The sequence below is a fragment of the Erythrobacter sp. KY5 genome, from assembly GCF_003264115.1.
GTDB lineage: Bacteria > Pseudomonadota > Alphaproteobacteria > Sphingomonadales > Sphingomonadaceae > Erythrobacter.
In genome coordinates, this window is the sequence record NZ_CP021912.1 from 2,223,515 (window position 1) to 2,240,120 (window position 16,606).

Annotated in this window: 17 protein-coding genes; all 17 read right to left on the reverse strand. The window is 59.7% G+C overall.

Translation table 11 applies throughout. The annotated features are described in order from the left end of the window. Positions 1-1,542, reverse strand: coding sequence for an NADH-quinone oxidoreductase subunit M (locus tag CD351_RS10520; RefSeq protein WP_111992607.1), 1,542 nt, complete (start codon positions 1,540-1,542; stop codon positions 1-3). 15 nt (positions 1,543-1,557) lie between these two features. Continuing rightward, positions 1,558-3,567 carry an NADH-quinone oxidoreductase subunit L gene (gene nuoL / locus CD351_RS10525; protein WP_111992608.1) on the reverse strand — a complete coding sequence of 670 codons (2,010 nt, stop codon included), beginning with the start codon at positions 3,565-3,567 and terminating at the stop codon, positions 1,558-1,560. 6 nt (positions 3,568-3,573) lie between these two features. Further along, complete coding sequence (nuoK, locus tag CD351_RS10530; RefSeq protein WP_111992609.1) at positions 3,574-3,882, reverse strand: NADH-quinone oxidoreductase subunit NuoK; 309 nt, start codon at positions 3,880-3,882, stop codon at positions 3,574-3,576. Further along, positions 3,879-4,502, reverse strand: coding sequence for an NADH-quinone oxidoreductase subunit J (locus CD351_RS10535; protein ID WP_111992610.1), 624 nt, complete (start codon positions 4,500-4,502; stop codon positions 3,879-3,881). The genes nuoK and CD351_RS10535 overlap by 4 nt, the downstream gene beginning before the upstream one ends. Before the next feature lie 42 nt (positions 4,503-4,544). After that, positions 4,545-5,033: an NADH-quinone oxidoreductase subunit NuoI gene (nuoI, locus tag CD351_RS10540; protein ID WP_111992611.1), complete on the reverse strand. Its 489-nt coding sequence runs from the start codon at positions 5,031-5,033 to the stop codon at positions 4,545-4,547. After that, positions 5,030-6,172, reverse strand: a complete 1,143-nt coding sequence (nuoH, locus tag CD351_RS10545) for an NADH-quinone oxidoreductase subunit NuoH (RefSeq protein WP_111992612.1) — start codon at positions 6,170-6,172, stop codon at positions 5,030-5,032. Before nuoH ends, nuoI begins: the two co-directional genes overlap by 4 nt. Further along, positions 6,169-8,187, reverse strand: a complete 2,019-nt coding sequence (gene nuoG, locus CD351_RS10550) for an NADH-quinone oxidoreductase subunit NuoG (protein WP_111992613.1) — start codon at positions 8,185-8,187, stop codon at positions 6,169-6,171. Before nuoG ends, nuoH begins: the two co-directional genes overlap by 4 nt. Further along, a complete protein-coding gene (locus CD351_RS15730; RefSeq protein ID WP_162627691.1) occupies positions 8,180-8,350 on the reverse strand; it encodes a hypothetical protein in 171 nt (56 codons plus the stop codon). Before CD351_RS15730 ends, nuoG begins: the two co-directional genes overlap by 8 nt. Positions 8,351-8,352: 2 nt before the next feature. Beyond that, positions 8,353-9,636, reverse strand: coding sequence for an NADH-quinone oxidoreductase subunit NuoF (gene nuoF, locus CD351_RS10555; RefSeq protein WP_111992614.1), 1,284 nt, complete (start codon positions 9,634-9,636; stop codon positions 8,353-8,355). Further along, complete coding sequence (locus tag CD351_RS10560) at positions 9,626-9,811, reverse strand: hypothetical protein (protein ID WP_111992615.1); 186 nt, start codon at positions 9,809-9,811, stop codon at positions 9,626-9,628. Before CD351_RS10560 ends, nuoF begins: the two co-directional genes overlap by 11 nt. A 217-nt stretch (positions 9,812-10,028) precedes the next feature. Beyond that, complete coding sequence (nuoE, locus tag CD351_RS10565; RefSeq protein WP_111992616.1) at positions 10,029-10,697, reverse strand: NADH-quinone oxidoreductase subunit NuoE; 669 nt, start codon at positions 10,695-10,697, stop codon at positions 10,029-10,031. Beyond that, a complete protein-coding gene (locus CD351_RS10570) occupies positions 10,697-11,908 on the reverse strand; it encodes an NADH-quinone oxidoreductase subunit D (protein WP_111992617.1) in 1,212 nt (403 codons plus the stop codon). Before CD351_RS10570 ends, nuoE begins: the two co-directional genes overlap by 1 nt. Continuing rightward, positions 11,905-12,684, reverse strand: a complete 780-nt coding sequence (locus tag CD351_RS10575; protein ID WP_111992618.1) for an NADH-quinone oxidoreductase subunit C — start codon at positions 12,682-12,684, stop codon at positions 11,905-11,907. The genes CD351_RS10570 and CD351_RS10575 overlap by 4 nt, the downstream gene beginning before the upstream one ends. Position 12,685: 1 nt before the next feature. Further along, the gene (locus tag CD351_RS10580) at positions 12,686-13,279 is read right to left on the reverse strand and encodes an NADH-quinone oxidoreductase subunit B family protein (RefSeq protein ID WP_234027104.1); all 594 of its coding nucleotides are present in this window, start codon (positions 13,277-13,279) and stop codon (positions 12,686-12,688) included. Beyond that, positions 13,276-13,650, reverse strand: coding sequence for an NADH-quinone oxidoreductase subunit A (locus CD351_RS10585; RefSeq protein ID WP_007164322.1), 375 nt, complete (start codon positions 13,648-13,650; stop codon positions 13,276-13,278). The genes CD351_RS10580 and CD351_RS10585 overlap by 4 nt, the downstream gene beginning before the upstream one ends. Before the next feature lie 129 nt (positions 13,651-13,779). Further along, entirely contained in the window at positions 13,780-15,018 is a 1,239-nt protein-coding gene (locus CD351_RS10590; RefSeq protein WP_111992619.1) for a hypothetical protein, read from the reverse strand. Between the two features lie 11 nt (positions 15,019-15,029). Continuing rightward, the gene (locus CD351_RS10595; RefSeq protein ID WP_255413007.1) at positions 15,030-16,463 is read right to left on the reverse strand and encodes a coniferyl aldehyde dehydrogenase; all 1,434 of its coding nucleotides are present in this window, start codon (positions 16,461-16,463) and stop codon (positions 15,030-15,032) included. Positions 16,464-16,606 lie beyond the last annotated feature (143 nt).

The window sequence follows — 16,606 nt, forward strand, 5'->3', positions numbered from 1 at the left end:
TCAGTGACCCTCCCCTTCGGCGTGATCATACTCGATGGCGTTGGCCGCCTCCGCGCGAGGATCACCTGCGGCAAGATCGGCATCGCTGGCAGGAGCCGCAGCCGCGATCTGGGCATCGAGCACCGCAATGTCCGCACGCATCGGAGCAAGGAAGCTCTCTGGATAAACGCCCATCCACAGCACCACGGCTGCGATCGGTGCCATCATCACCCATTCGCGAACGGTCATGTCGGACATGGCCGCCGCATCAGGGTTTTTCTGGCCCCCGAAAGCGACGCGGCGGTAGAGGTAAAGCATGTAGGCAGCGCCAAGAATGATACCGGTGGTGCAGATCAGCGCCACGAGGCTGGAAGTCTGATAGATGCCGGCGAGCGAGAGGAACTCGCCAACGAAGCCGCTGGTGCCCGGCAGGCCGATCGAGGCCATCGTGAACAGCAGGAAAAAGATCGCATAATAAGGCATGTTGATCGACAACCCGCCGTAACGCTCGATTTCGCGCGTATGCAGGCGGTCGTAGATCACGCCCACGCACAGGAAGAGCGCGCCCGACACAAGGCCGTGCGAAAGCATGACAATCATCGCGCCCTCAAGCCCCTGCACGTTGAATGCGAACAAGCCGACGGTGACAATCGCCATGTGAGCGACCGACGAATAGGCGATGAGCTTCTTCATGTCCGCCTGCACGAGCGCGACGAGCGAGGTGTAGACCACTGCGATCATAGAGAGGATGAAGACAAACCATGCGAAGTCAGCGCTGGCTTCCGGGAACATCGGAAGGCTGAACCGGATAAAACCGTACCCGCCAAGCTTGAGCAGAACGCCGGCGAGGATTACCGACCCCGCGGTCGGCGCCTGAACGTGAGCATCGGGAAGCCAGGTGTGGAAAGGCCACATGGGGACCTTCACCGCAAAGCTCGCGAAGAAGGCGAGCCACAGCCAGGTCTGCGCTCCGCCAGGGAACGGGTATTCCATCAGCGCCGGGATGTAGGAAGTGCCGGCCTCGGCCACCATCCAGAACATCGCCACCAGCATAAGAACTGATCCGAGCAGCGTGTAGAGGAAGAATTTGTAGCTCGCGTAAATCCGGTTATCGCCGCCCCATACACCGATGATCAGGTACATCGGGATAAGACCCGCCTCGAACATGATGTAGAACAGGAAGATATCCTGCGCAGCGAACGTCCCGATCATAAGGACTTCCATGAACAGGAAGGCGCTCATGTATTCGCCAATGCGCTTGGTGATACCTTCCCAACTGGCGAGAATGCAGATCGGCATCAGGAAGACGCTCAGCATGATGAGCATCAAGGCGATGCCGTCGATGCCTAACGCGTAAGAGAAGCCAGCGACGAGGTTGTAGCGTTCCTGGAACTGCCACTGTGCGCCGCCGATTTCGTAATTGACCCACAGCATCACGCCCAGACCAAAGGTTACGAGCGTCGCGCCTAGCGCAATCACGCGGGAAGCATTTCCTGCAAACAAGCAGGCAATCGCTCCAGCGAGCGGCACCAGCATCATGGTGGTGAGGATGGGAAAATCCATTGCTCTCAATGACCCCTAGAGCAGCACAAAAGTGACAGCGGCAATCAGGCCGAGAAGCATGATCAGCGCGTAAGTGTAGAGATAGCCCGATTGGATGGACTTGGCGGCCACCGAGCCACGCTGGACCACGGCGGCAATGCCGTTGGGGCCAAAGCGGTCAATCGTGCCGATGTCGCCAAGCTTCCAGAACTGGCGTCCCAGCCAAAACGCAGGCTTTACGAAAATCGCGTTGTAAAGCTCGTCAAAGTACCACTTGCGGAACACGAAATTGTGGAGCGCGCCGAAAGTGCCGACGAACTTCGCCGGAATGTCGGGCTTCGCGATGTAAGCGATGTACGCGCCGATAAATCCAGCGATCATGACGACAGTGGCGGTCAGCTTGACCCACAGAGGCACCGCATGAAGCGCGTGGACGAGATTCTCGTTAAAGTAGATCGAGCCTCCCCAGAAAGCGCCGTTCACTGCGTCGGATGCTCCATCGATGAACGGATACTTAAAGACGTATCCAGCAAACACCGCACCTACAGTCAGCAGACCAAGTGGAACGAGCATAGTGATCGGGCTTTCATGCGGATGGTATCCGCCAGTCGTGTCCTCGCCGGCGTCCTCAGGCGTTTTGTGAACCGAGTGCTGGATATGCTCGCTCTCAATCCAGCGCGGCTTGCCCCAGAAAGTGAGGAACATCAGACGCCAGCTGTAGAAGCTGGTCAGCAAAGCAGCGATTGCGCCCGCCCAGAAGGCAAACTGTGCAACGCCAGTACCGCGCGCCCAGGCCGCTTCGAGGATTGCATCCTTCGAGTAGAAGCCCGCGAAACCGAACACGCCAAGCACACCGACACCAGTGATCGCGAGCGTCCCCGCCATCATCGCCCAGAAGGTGACCGGAATCTCTTTCCGCAGGTTGCCGTAATAGCGCATGTCCTGCTCATGATGCATCGCGTGAATGACAGAGCCTGCGCCAAGGAACAGCAGCGCCTTGAAGAATGCGTGCGTGAAAAGGTGGAACATCGCCACGCCATATGCGCCCACACCTGCTGCAAAGAACATGTAGCCCAGCTGCGAACAGGTCGAATAGGCGATGACCCGCTTGATGTCCCATTGCGTCGTGCCGATCGTCGCTGCGAAGAAGCAGGTGGCGGCACCGATCACAGTAACGATCATTAGCGCGGTCGGCGCGGTCTCGAACATCGGCGAAAGGCGGCAGACCATGAAGACGCCCGCGGTCACCATGGTAGCCGCGTGGATCAGCGCCGACACCGGGGTCGGGCCTTCCATCGCATCGGGCAGCCAAGTGTGAAGACCAAGCTGCGCCGATTTGCCCATCGCGCCGATGAACAGAAGGATACACAGAATATCCATCGTGTAGAGGCGCATGCCAAGGAAGGTGATGGTCGTCCCGCTCATCGCGGGCGCTGCATCGAGGATTTCGGGGATCGAGGTGGTGTTGAACACCAGAAATGTCCCGAAAATGCCGAGCATGAAACCCAGATCGCCCACACGGTTAACCACGAAAGCCTTGATCGCAGCGGCATTGGCGCTGGGCTTCTTGAACCAGAAACCGATCAGCAGATACGAGGCAAGCCCCACCCCTTCCCATCCGAAGAACATCTGGACGAGGTTATCGGCAGTCACGAGCATCAGCATCGCGAAGGTGAAAAGTGACAGGTAGGCGAAGAAGCGCGGCTGATCCGGGTCTTCTTCCATGTACCCCCACGAATAAAGGTGCACGAGCGCTGAAACCGAGTTGATGACCACGAGCATGACCGCAGTCAGCGCATCGACGCGCAGCGCCCAGTCAAAGCTCATGTCGCCCGACTGCACCCATTGAAGTACGGGTACGACTTCAGCCGTATGCGTACCTGCAAGAAAACCGATGAAGATCGGCCAGCTAAGGATCGCGGACAGGAACAGCGCGCCGGTCGTGATCGACTTGGTCACGGTGTTGCCAAGTGCGCGGTTGCCCAGCCCCGCAATGATCGACGCAACGAGCGGCGCGAATACGATGATGAGGATTTGCGTTTGCACCGGTGCTTATCCCTTCATCCGGTTCACGTCGTCGACCGCGATTGTGCCGCGACCGCGATAATAGATGACGAGGATAGCGAGCCCGATGGCTGCCTCTGCCGCGGCGACGGTCAGGACCATCATCGCGAAAACCTGTCCTACGAGATCGCCCTTGAACGCGCTGAATGCGACCAGGTTGATATTGACGCTCAGCAGGATCAGCTCGACCGCCATGAGGATGACGATCACGTTCTTGCGATTGAGGAAGATACCGAGCACGCCGAGCACGAACAGGATCGCGCCCACTACGAGGTAATGTTCGATGCCGATGCTCACAGCTCGACCCCCTTCCCGTATTCGGGATTTTTCATGACGGTTGCCTCTTCGGGGCGGCGGCGGATCTGCTTGCCGATGTCCTGGCGGCCACGTGCACCCGGCTTTGCCTCACGGTGGGTGAGAACAATCGCGCCGATCATCGCCACAAGCAGGATGATGCCGGCGATCTCGAACAGCACGATATAACGTCCGTAAAGCAGCGCTCCGATGGCCTCGATGTTGCTAACACCCTCTCGCTCCACCGCAGTGCCATCGGGCGTCCCAAGCTCAATCCCGCCCGCACCATATGCGCCAAGACCAAGGATCAACTCTGCCAGCAGGATGAGCGCAATGGCGATCCCCAGTGGGAAGTTCTTGATAAAACCAGCGCGCATCGCGGCGAAGTCGATGTCGAGCATCATAACCACGAACAGGAACAGGACCGCGACCGCTCCGACATAGACAATCACGAGCAGCATCGCGATGAATTCCGCGCCGACGAGAACCATCAATCCCGCCGCATTGAAGAAGGCGAGGATCAGCCACAGGACGCTGTGCACCGGGTTGCGCGACATGATGACCATGACCGCGCTCGCGATGACGAGCCCTGAGAACAGGTAGAATGCTAGAACTTGAATCATGATCCCCGTTTTGAGTCCCTTGTACTCTTGGCCGCAGCGCCCTTAACGATAGGGTGCGTCAGCTTCAAGATTGGCCGCGATGGCCCGTTCCCACTTGTCACCATTCGCGAGCAGCTTTGCCTTGTCATAAAGCAGCTCTTCGCGGGTTTCGGTGGCGTATTCGAAGTTTGGCCCCTCTACGATCGCATCGACCGGGCACGCTTCCTGGCAAAAGCCGCAATAGATGCACTTGGTCATATCGATGTCGTAGCGGGTGGTGCGGCGGCTGCCGTCTTCGCGCGGCTCTGCCTCGATCGTGATCGCCTGAGCGGGGCACACCGCTTCGCACAGCTTACAAGCGATGCAGCGTTCTTCGCCGTTCGGGTAACGGCGCAGTGCGTGCTCACCGCGGAAACGCGGGCTGAGAGGCGACTTCTCGAACGGATAGTTGATCGTCACCTTGGGTTTGAAGAAATACTTCAAGGTCAGCGCGTGAGCCTTCAGGAACTCCCAAAGGGTGAACGATTTGAGGAGCTGTGTTGCGGTACTCATGATGCTTCACTTGCAGCAATTGGCTGCGCTGCTGGTTGGGTTTCAACGAAATCGGCAGGCGGTACGCTGGCGGGATCCACGAGCGGCGCCGGGCGGTCGAAATGGCCTGTCGCCATCAGGTAGCCGCTGATCGCCGCGACGAAGAGCAGGCTCATCGGAAGAAACACTTTCCAGCCAAGCCGCATCAGCTGGTCATAGCGGTAACGCGGCACGGTCGCCCAGATCCAGCTAAAGATCAGGAAGAAGCCAAAGGTCTTCAGCAAGAACCACACGATGCCCGGCACATAATAGAGCGGTGCCCATTCAATCGGTGGCAGCCAACCGCCCATGAAGAGCAGCGTGCACAGCGAGCACATCAGCAGGATGTTCGCATATTCGCCCAGCCAAAACAGGGCGAAGGCCATGCTCGAATATTCAGTCTGGTAGCCAGCGACGAGCTCGGATTCCGCCTCGGTCAGGTCGAAGGGAGCGCGTGCAGTCTCTGCCAAGGCGGAGATGAAGAACACAACGAACATCGGGAACAGCAGCAGGTTGAAGAAAAACCCGTTAACGATCCCGAAACCGTGCCCACGCTGCGCCTCGACAATGCCGGTCATGTTGAAGGTCCCCGCCCACAGCACGACGCAAACGAGGATGAAGCCGATCGAGACCTCATAAGAGATCATCTGCGCGGCGGCGCGCATGGCGGAGAAGAACGGATACTTGGAGTTTGACGCCCACCCGCTCATCACCACGCCGTAAACGCCCAGCGAGCTGATCGCGAGGATGTAGAGCAGCCCGACATTGATGTCAGCCAGCACAACGCCCGCATCGAACGGAATCACCGCCCATGCCGCAAGCGCAACGGTGAAGGTGATGATCGGCGCGAGAAGGAAGATGCCCTTGTTCGCGGCGGACGGGATGATGGTTTCCTGAAGGAACACCTTTAGGCCATCAGCAAAGGATTGAAGCAACCCGAATGGCCCCACAACGTTGGGACCACGGCGAAGCATGATCGCGCCCAGCACTTTGCGGTCAACGTAGATTACCATCGCGACCGAGAACATCACGATCAACGAAATCGCGAGGATGCCGGCGAGGGTGGCGACGGTCCATGCCCACTCATAGGACATGCCAAAGCCTTGGAAGAACTCGGTCATTCCGCAGCCTCCTTGATCTCATCTGCATGCAGCAGTTCGGCCGAGCATTGCTGCATGACCGCGCTCGCCCGCGCGATGGGGTTGGTGAGGTAGAAATCCTTTACCGGATAGGCACTGATCGTGCCTTCGGCCTTGGCGCTGCTGTCGGCCTTGGGCAGGTCGCCGTAATCGGCGAGCCCTTCCTCGCCAAACGCAGGCACTTCGGCGATCATCGCGCCTTGAAGCTGCGTGAAACTGTCGAAGCCGACCGAGACTCCCAGCGCGTCTGCAAGCGCACGCAGGATCGTCCAGTCTTCGCGCGCGTCACCCGGCGCGAATACGGCTTTCTCGGCATACTGCACCCGGCCTTCGGTGTTGACGTAGGTACCGTCCTTTTCAGCATAGCTTGCTGCTGGCAGGATGATGTCGGCAGCATGCGCGCCCTTGTCGCCGTGATGCCCGATATAGACTTTAAGGCTGTTGGCGAATGGCTCGTAATCCATTTCGTCCGCGCCGAGGCTGAGGACGACCTTGGGCTTGGCCGCCGCGAGATCGGCCATGCCGCCTTCGACCGTGAAATCGAGCATCAGCGAGCCCATGCGAGCCGCGCTCATATGCAGGACGTTGAAGCCGTTCCAACCGTCCTTTACCAGGCCGAACTTGTCCACCAGCTTCAATGCCGGGGCGAGTGCACCGGCTGCAAGAGCCGCACCGCCGAGGATAACAGCCGGGCGTTCCGCAGCCTTCATCGCATCTCCAAGAGCCTTGGGTGCGCGGTTGAGAACCTTGAGGTCTTCGCCGAGAAACTCAGCAGGATAGGTGGTTTCCCATTCCGGGCCGACCACGAACACCTTCGCGCCGTGCTTAACCGCCTTGCGGATGCGCGCATTGACGAGCGCGGCTTCCCAGCGGATGTGCGAGCCGACGATCAGGATCGCATCAGCGGTCTCGATCCCGGCGAGCGTCGAGTTGAAATTGACCGCCGCAATGTTCGACACATCGTAGGTCATGCCGGTCTGACGCGCTTCGACGAGGTTCGATCCGCAAGCCTTGAGAAGCGACTTCGCCGCAAACATCGTCTCGCAATCGACCATGTCGCCAGCTACCGCCGCAATCGCGCTCTTGTGGCTGCCGAGGTGGCTTGCGATCGTATCAAACGCTTCGCTCCAGCCCGAAGCCTGAAGCTTGCCGCCCTTACGAATGAAGACCTTGTCGAGACGGCGCTTCATCAAGCCATCGACCTGATAGCGGCCCTTGTCCGACAGCCATTCTTCGTTGACGTCGTCATTGATGCGCGGGAGTGCGCGCATCACTTCGCGGCCCTTGGAGTGAAGCGAAATGTTGGCGCCAACCGCGTCCGATACGTCGATACTGAGCGTGCGCTTTAGTTCCCACGGACGCGCTTCGAAAGCATAAGGACGCGAAGTCAGAGCGCCGACCGGGCACAGATCGATCACATTGGCTGAAAGCTCGTGCTTTGCAGCCTGCTCCAGATAGGTCGTGATCTGCATGTCCTCGCCGCGATAGAGCGCGCCGATCTCGTCCACGCCCGCGATCTCTTCCGAGAACCGCACGCAGCGGGTGCAATGGATGCAGCGGGTCATGATCGTCTTGATCAGCGGGCCCATGTATTTTTCGGTGACCGCGCGCTTGTTCTCGCGGTCATAGCGCGATCCGCCGCGGCCATAGGCCACCGCCTGATCCTGCAGGTCGCACTCTCCGCCCTGGTCGCAGATCGGGCAGTCAAGCGGGTGGTTGATGAGCAGGAACTCCATCACCCCTTCGCGCGCCTTCTTGACCATCGGCGTGTCGGTGCGGATTTCCTGACCGTCAGCAGCCGGAAGCGCGCAGGACGCCTGCGGCTTGGGCGGCCCCGGCTTCACCTCGACCAGACACATGCGGCAGTTGCCCGCGATGCTGAGCCGCTCATGATAGCAGAAGCGCGGGATTTCCTTTCCGGCAAGCTCGCACGCCTGCAGCACGGTCGCGCCGTCGGGAACCTCGATTTCCTGACCGTCTACGATGACTTTAGGCATCGTCAGCTCTCGATCCACGCGAACCGGCTCGCTTTATCAGGGTTGACAACTCACGTAGCTCCACTTCGACAGCAGCCAGCCGTTTCGACTGCAAATAGACGACCAGCCACGGCACTCCGATACCGAACAACAACATGGAAATGACCAGGAAAAACTCTTCCATGATTACTCCGCCGCCTCCGGAAGTCGTTCGTTGATGCGCCGTTCCAGCTCGGGGCGGAAATGGCGGATCAGGCCCTGGATCGGCCAGGCCGCCGCGTCGCCCAGCGCGCAGATGGTGTGGCCTTCGACCTGCTTGGTGACCTGCTGCAGCATGTCGATTTCCTCGATCGCGGCATCGCCGGTGCGCAGGCGTTCCATCATGCGCCACATCCAGCCCGTGCCTTCGCGGCAGGGGGTGCACTGGCCGCAGCTTTCGTGCTTGTAAAAATAGCTTAGTCGACTGATCGCGCGAACGATGTCGGTCGACTTGTCCATCACGATCACGCCCGCCGTGCCGAGGCCCGAGCCGAGGTCTTTCAGCCCGTCGAAATCCATCGGCGCGTCCCAGATCTGCTCGGCCGGGACCAGCGGAACCGAGGAGCCACCGGGGATCACGGCGAGGAGATTGTCCTTGCCGCCGACGATGCCGCCGCAATGATTTTCGATCAGCTCGCTGAACGGGATACTGAGCGCTTCCTCGACCACGCAGGGCTTGTTCACGTGTCCGCTGATCTGGAAGAGCTTGGTGCCTTTGTTGTTCTCGCGTCCGAAGCTCGCGAACCACGATGCGCCGCGACGCAGGATCGTGGGGACGACCGCAATGCTCTCCACGTTGTTGACCGTGGTCGGGCAGCCATAGAGGCCTGCACCTGCCGGGAACGGCGGCTTGAGGCGCGGTTGCCCCTTCTTGCCCTCCAGGCTCTCGATCATCGCGGTTTCTTCGCCGCAAATGTAAGCGCCAGCGCCGCGATGCATGAAGACGTCGAAATCGAAGCCCGTGCCGCTGGCATTCTTTCCGATCAGGCCTGCGTCATAAGCTTCGTCGATGGCAGCCTGCAGCACCTGCGCTTCGCGAATATATTCGCCGCGAATGTAGATATAGGCGGCACGCGCACGCATCGCGAAACCGGCGACGAGTGCGCCTTCGACCAGCTTGTGCGGGTCGTGACGGATGATCTCACGGTCCTTGCACGAACCCGGCTCAGATTCGTCGGCGTTGATGACGAGGAAGCTCGGACGGCCGTCCTTCGATTCCTTTGGCATGAACGACCATTTAAGACCGGTGGGGAAGCCTGCCCCGCCCCGCCCACGAAGACCCGATGCCTTGATCTCTTCGATGATCGCGTCCTGCCCGCGTTCGATCAAAGCCTTGGTGTTGTCCCAATCGCCGCGCGCCTGCGCAGCCTTGAGCCCGGCATCCTGGAAGCCGTAAACGTTGGTGAAGATGCGGTCCTTGTCAGCCAGCATCGCCTTGATCCTTCACTTTAGAAATTCTCAGCTGGCGCAGCGTCAGCGCCTGAAACAGAAGGCCCATACCCATCAGGGCAATACCAACGGGACGCTCACCAGTGGCAGCGAGATACGCGCCGGCACCAAAGCCCACGAGGCCTGCAATCATCAGTGCGAGCGTGCCGCCGTTCATTGCCGACGACCTTCGAAATCGGCCGCGCGCATCTCTCGTTTGGCGCGTCTGAGAATCCACAAGCTTGGTACGAAAAATACCAAACATAGTACGAACCCAAAGACACTGAATGTAAATGGATAAAGGCCGAGGATCGCTACGGCACCAAAAAGCCAAAACAGGCCAATGAAAGATCCGGTCAAGCCGACCGCGACCAAGGCTCGTGTACTGGTCGCCATCACCAGTCCCCCCGGTAATCGTGGTTGGCGTCGACCATTTCCTTGAGCGTGGTCGGGCCACCGCTCGGTTCGGAGGTGTGGCGGCCCGGCTCTTGCGTGCCCGTTTTGGGCTGCTCGCCAGCGGCCAGCGCGTCGAGCACAGCGTCGAGACGTTCGACGGTCAGGTCCTCGTAATTGTCGTCATTGATCTGGACCATCGGCGCGGTCGCGCAGTTGCCCATGCATTCCACTTCGGTGAGGGTCCACAATCCATCCTCGGACACCTTGCCGAACGCCATGCCGCGCTTCTTGCACGCGCTGATGATGTCGTCCGATCCACGCAGCATGCACGGCGTCGTGCCGCAAACTTGCACGTGGTACTTACCGACCGGCTTCATGTTGTACATGAAATAGAACGTCGCGACTTCGAGCACCCGGATAACCGGCATGTCGAGATAGTCGGCGATATATTCGATCACCGGAAGCGGGAGCCAGCCCTGCGTATCGGTTTCCTCGCCAACCTGACGCTGGCCGAGATCGAGCAGAGCCATCACTGCCGATTTCTGGCGACCTTCAGGATACTTGGCGATCTCGCGATCGGCCTTTTTCTTGTTCTCTTTCGACCACTCGAAAGAGCCCCAGCGCGCGCGCAGTTCGGGCGTATCGGGTGCGGGAGTACGGTCAGCCATTAGCGATCACACTCCCCAAACACGACATCAATCGCGCCGAGAATGGCGGTGGCGTCAGCCAGCATGTGTCCCTTGCTCATCATATCCATGGCTTGAAGGTGGCTGAAAGCCGTCGGGCGGATTTTGCAGCGGTACGGCTTGTTCGTGCCGTCGCTGACGAGATAGACGCCGAACTCGCCCTTGGGGCTTTCGGTCGCGACGTAGACTTCGCCCGCGGGCACGTGGAAGCCTTCGGTGTAGAGCTTGAAGTGGTGGATCAGGCTTTCCATCGACTGCTTCATCTCGCCGCGCTTGGGAGGCGAAACCTTGCCGTCGGTGCTTGCGATCGGGCCTTCGGGCATGTCACGCAGGCACTGCTTGATGATCTTGGCGCTCTCGCGAACTTCCTGCACGCGCACCATGAAACGGTCATAGCAATCCGAATTCGTGCCGACCGGAATGTCGAATTCCATGCGGTCATAGACGTCGTAAGGCTGCGACTTGCGCAGGTCCCACGGAATGCCCGCAGCACGGATCATCGGGCCGGAAAAGCCCCACGCGACCGCGTCATCACGGCTTACGACGGCGATATCGACGTTGCGCTGCTTGAAGATGCGGTTGTCCATGACGAGGCTCATCGCGTCGTCGAAGAGCTGGAAGAAACGGTTATCAAGCCAGTCGCCAATGTCGACCAGCAGCTTCTCCGGCACATCCTGATGAACGCCGCCGGGACGGAACCAGGCAGAGTGCATGCGTGCGCCCGATGCGCGTTCAAAGAAGTTGAGGCAATCTTCGCGCAGTTCGAACACCCACAGGTTCGGCGTCATTGCACCCACGTCCATGACGTGCGCGCCGATGTTGAGCATGTGGTTGCAGATGCGGGTCAGCTCGGCGAACAGCACGCGAAGGTACTGCGCACGCTCTGGCACCTCGAGGTTCAGCAGCTTCTCGATCGCGAGCACGTAGGAGTGCTCCTGACACAGCGGCGAACAATAATCGAGCCTGTCGAAATAGGGCAGCGCCTGAAGATAGGTCTTCTGCTCGATCAGCTTCTCGGTACCGCGGTGGAGCAGGCCGACATGCGGATCGACACGCTCGATAACTTCGCCGTCAAGTTCCATCACCATGCGCAAGACGCCGTGCGCCGCAGGGTGCTGCGGGCCGAAGTTCAACGTGTAGTTGGTGATGACTTCGCCGTCGGTTGTCGGCGATTCTTCGATCTGGACGCTCATTCGTCGCCCTCCTTCACATCGTCGTCATCGCCGATCTCGACCTCGATCATGTCGGGTGGAACGGCGGCGGTGCCTTTGGCGGCGTTTTCCTCGGCCCTTGGGCCGGCACCGGTGTCGGCGGGTTTCTCGGTTACCTTGGGCTTGTCTACCTGCGGCGGGCCGTCTGCCTTCTCATCGCCGGGAAGCACGTAGTCCGACCCTTCCCATGGCGAGAGGAAGTCGAATGTGCGCATGTCCTGCGGCAGTTCGACCGGTTCGTAGACGACGCGCTTCTCGTCTTCGGAATAGCGCAGCTCGATATAGCCGGTCATCGGGAAATCCTTGCGGAAAGGATGCCCTTCGAAGCCGTAATCGGTGAGGATGCGGCGAAGGTCCGAGTTTCCGTCGAATACCACGCCATACAGGTCGAACACCTCGCGTTCGAGCCAGCCAGCGTTAGGCCATAGCGACGTTACGCTTGGCACGGGCGTCGCCTCGTCGGTCGAACACTTGACCATGATCCGGTGGTTCTTGGTCAGGCTGAGCAGCATGTAGACCACCTCGAAACGCTCATCGCGGTCCGGATAGTCGGCCCCGGCGATTTCCATCAATTGCTGGTATGCATGGTCATCGCGAAGGATACGCAGCACATCGGCGACGCTGTCGCGCTTTACCGAGAGGATGATCTCGCCGTGCTGCTCTTCAGCACGCTCAAGCCAGACGCTGACGCTTTCGCTCAGAGCATCAAGGACGCCATCGTTCGAGGCGAATTTGGGGGCGGAGTGGAGGACGGTCATATTAACGCTCAATCGTCCCGGAACGGCGGATCTTCCGCTGCAGCTGCATCACACCATAAAGCAGCGCCTCGGCGGTCGGAGGGCAACCGGGCACGTAAATGTCGACCGGAACGATCCGGTCGCAGCCGCGAACGACGCTGTAGGAATAGTGGTAATAGCCACCGCCATTGGCGCACGAACCCATGCTGATCACGTATTTTGGATCAGACATCTGGTCGTAAACCTTGCGCAAGGCCGGAGCCATCTTGTTGCACAGCGTCCCTGCGACGATCATCACGTCCGACTGACGTGGCGAGGCGCGCGGGGCGATGCCGAAACGCTCCATGTCATAACGTGGCATGTTGACGTGGATCATCTCGACCGCGCAGCATGCGAGGCCAAAGGTCATCCACCACAGCGAACCGGTACGCGCCCACTGAAACAGGTCTTCGGTCGAAGTGACGAGGAAGCCCTTGTCATTCACCTCTGTCTGAAGCGAGCGGAAGTAATCTTCGTCAGGCTGGCGCACCTCACCCGCTTTCGCGGTTTCGAGTGCGCTCACATCCGGCAGATTGTCCGGAGGGGTGACCCCTATTGTCTGTTGGGGCGTGCTCATTCCCAGTCCAGAGCTCCCTTCTTCCACTCATATGCAAGGCCGATCGCGAGGATGCCGAGGAAGGTCATCATGCCGATCCAGCCTACCCAGCCCGTTTCACCAAGGCTCACCGCCCAGGGAAACAGGAAAGCGGCTTCGAGGTCGAAGATGATAAAGCTGATCGCGACCAGATAGAACCGGACATCGAACTGGCTGCGCGCGTCTTCGAATGCGGGAAAGCCGCATTCATATTCCGACAGTTTTTCCGCGTCAGGATTGTGCGCACCGGTGAGGCGGGAAACGCCCATCGGCAGAAACACGAAAAGCACGGAAAGCCCGAAGGCGATGAAGATGAAGAGCAGTATCGGCAGATACTGAGCGAGATCTATCACAGCGATGTCCAGACGTTATTGGTCCCAATGCGCTGCCTCTAGGCGTGTCGTCACTGCCGCGCAAGGGCGCGACTCGGTCAAATCAGCACATATCTGTTGCAGAAAATCGAACTGCGGGCCTGGCCGATGTCAATCCTGACCGGCCAAAAGTGGCAAGCGGCGAATCTCGGTCGGTATTGCGGGTTTGTCCTGAACCGGTTCACCCTTGATGAAGCGGTCCCATTGGCCGGTCGCAACGTAAACAAGCGCATTGCCAGAAATGCTCCCACCCAATGGCTCCGTCCAACCGGGATGCGCTTGCTCAAGCGTCTCGACCGCGGTGATGCTCAGCCCATCTTCCGACAGGGTCAAAGCGGTGATCCGCATGGGCGATGTGCCGTTCTGCATCGCAATGAGGCGGTCGCCATGCCGCCACAGGCCATCGACCCCGTCGAGGATCGCCGGCACGTCCGTGCGCAGTCGCGAAACGGAGCCGTCCTCAAGGTCGATGATCGCCAGTCCATAGCGATAGTCGCTGGTGTAGAGCCGCGTGCCATCGGCGCTGAGCGCCAGACCTTGTGGTGATCGGAAGGTTCCCGGCGCAACCAGCTCATGCATCTCGGTCGCGCCGACAGGCTTGCGATAGACCCCTCCCCCGACCGGATCGCTCGCATAAACGGTTGCATCTGGACCAATCGCGAGGTCGGACAATGCCTTTGCGCTTTCGGGCGAGGCCACGAATACCGGATTTTGAAAGTCGCCGCGCAGTCCGACAAGGCCGGTAAAGAGTTCCTCAGCGTCTTCTGAATCGTCAAGATTGGCAGACGCAGCCCAGCCCATGGAATCGTCCGGCTCTCCGACGATGCCGGACAAGTCATTGGCTCCCGGCACCGCAATCGCCGTCCACCCCGCGTCCGGAACAAAGATATGGATCGCGTTACCCGTGACCGAAGTCGCCACCATCAAAGGAGCGGTCGCTGGGGCGAAGACGCTTTCGATGAGCCCCGCCTCGGCCGGCGCGGTCGCGATCACCTCGCTTGCCTCGATGATGTCAGCCTCGGGGATGAGCAGCGCCGCCACTTCCCCGGCATTATCCTCCCCGACCAGACGCGGCAGCTGGCCGCGAGCGACTTCGCTGAAAAGGTAGCCGCGATCTTTCAGCCAGCGCAGCGTTTCCTTGAGGCCTTCGATATCCTCGGCACCGAGCTGGGCATTCAACAACCGAAGCCGCACCGAGGAACTGTCGGGAAAGGCTTCGACCAGCTGCGTCAAACCGTCGAGGTCGCTAATCTGCCCGGTCTGTGAATCGACGCTTCGCCACGCAGCGCTTTCTTGCGCGAACAGAGGCGACGCAGCCGTTAGCGCGAGTGCCGCGAGGATCGCTTTCATCGGGGCAGCCCTTACGCGCTTTCCTTGGCCTTTCCATAAGGCGGCTTCATCTTGGCAAGCTTGGCCACGTCAATCTTGGGCTGGTGATAGACCGCGCGCGCATGGCTGAATTCCTTGAAGCCTTCTATCGCGTGGTAGCTTCCCATGCCCGAAGGACCGATCCCGCCGAACGGCAGGTCCTCCATCGAGACATGGAAGATGACGTCATTGGTGGTCACGCCGCCTGAAACGGTGCGGGAAAGAACGCGCTCCTGCTCGTTCTTGTCTTCGCCGAAGTAGTAGAGGCCAAGCGGGCGGTCGTTGGCATTGATGTAATCCACTGCCTCATCGACCGCCTTGTAGGTCTTTACCGGCAGGACAGGGCCAAAGATTTCCTCCTGCATTACGCTCATATCGTCATTGACGCCGCGCAGGACCGTCAGTGGCATCTTGCGCTGGTTGGCGCTCGCAAAGTCCTCACCCGCCGGATTGACTTCGATAACCTCGGCGCCCTTGTCGCGCGCGTCTTCGACCAGGCCCTGAAGCCGCTCGAAGTGGCGGTCGGAAACGATGGACGCGTAATCATCGTTTTCGAGCACGGTCGGATACATGGTCGATGCGGCGTTGGTCACGCCGGCAATCGCTTCGTCCTCGCTCTCTTCGGGCACATACATGTAATCGGGCGCGAGGCAGATCTGCCCGGCATTCATCATCTTGCCCAGCGCGATGCGCTCACCCGCTTTCGCGAAATCAGCGCTGCGACCAAGCACCACGGGGGACTTACCACCAAGCTCAAGCGTGACGGGCACGAGGTTTTCGGCGGCGGCCTGCATCACCCGTCGCCCGGTCGCAGTCGAGCCGGTGAAAATCAGGTGGTCGAACGGCAGCGACGAGAATGCGGCGGCAACTTCCGGCCCGCCGGTGACGACGACGCATTCGTCCGGAGTGAAGTACTCTTCGACCAGTTCAGCCATCAGCAGCGATGTGCGCTCGGTAAATTCGCTTGGCTTGATCATGGCGCGGTTGCCGGCAGCAAAGACCTGCATCAGCGGCGAGAAAGCGAGGTTCACAGGGAAATTCCACGGTGACAGGATGCCAATGACGCCCTTGGGCTCGTAACGAACCTCTGCCTTTGCGCCCATAAGGCCGAGCGGGAACTGGACCTTGCGCTTTTCAGGCCTCGCCCATTTGTCCATGTTGGACAGCGCGTTCTTGCCCGCTCCAATCGTGCCATCGATATCTGTAATCATGGATTGGTGCATCGCGCGATTGCCGAAATCCGCGCTCATCGCTTTGCAGAGGTTTTCGCCATGATCCTTGAGCAGAGCCATTGCGCGCCGAATGCGATTCTTGCGCATCTTCATGCTTTCCGGACGCGATGCGGTGAAGGCGCTGCGCTGCAATTCGAGCAGACGTTCAAGTTCTTCGCGTTTGTCGTCGGCCATTTTGGTCTCTCTCTCCGGCACAATTGGTTTCGCTTTGCCACGCTTTGTGAGCGAAACCGCGAGCGCTCGCAAGCTAATACCAATTGCCGATGGCAAAGCTGATCACGCGTTGCCATGAGACTGGCACGACACTAAGTCGGGAGCCAAATCTCCCCCTCGTTTCT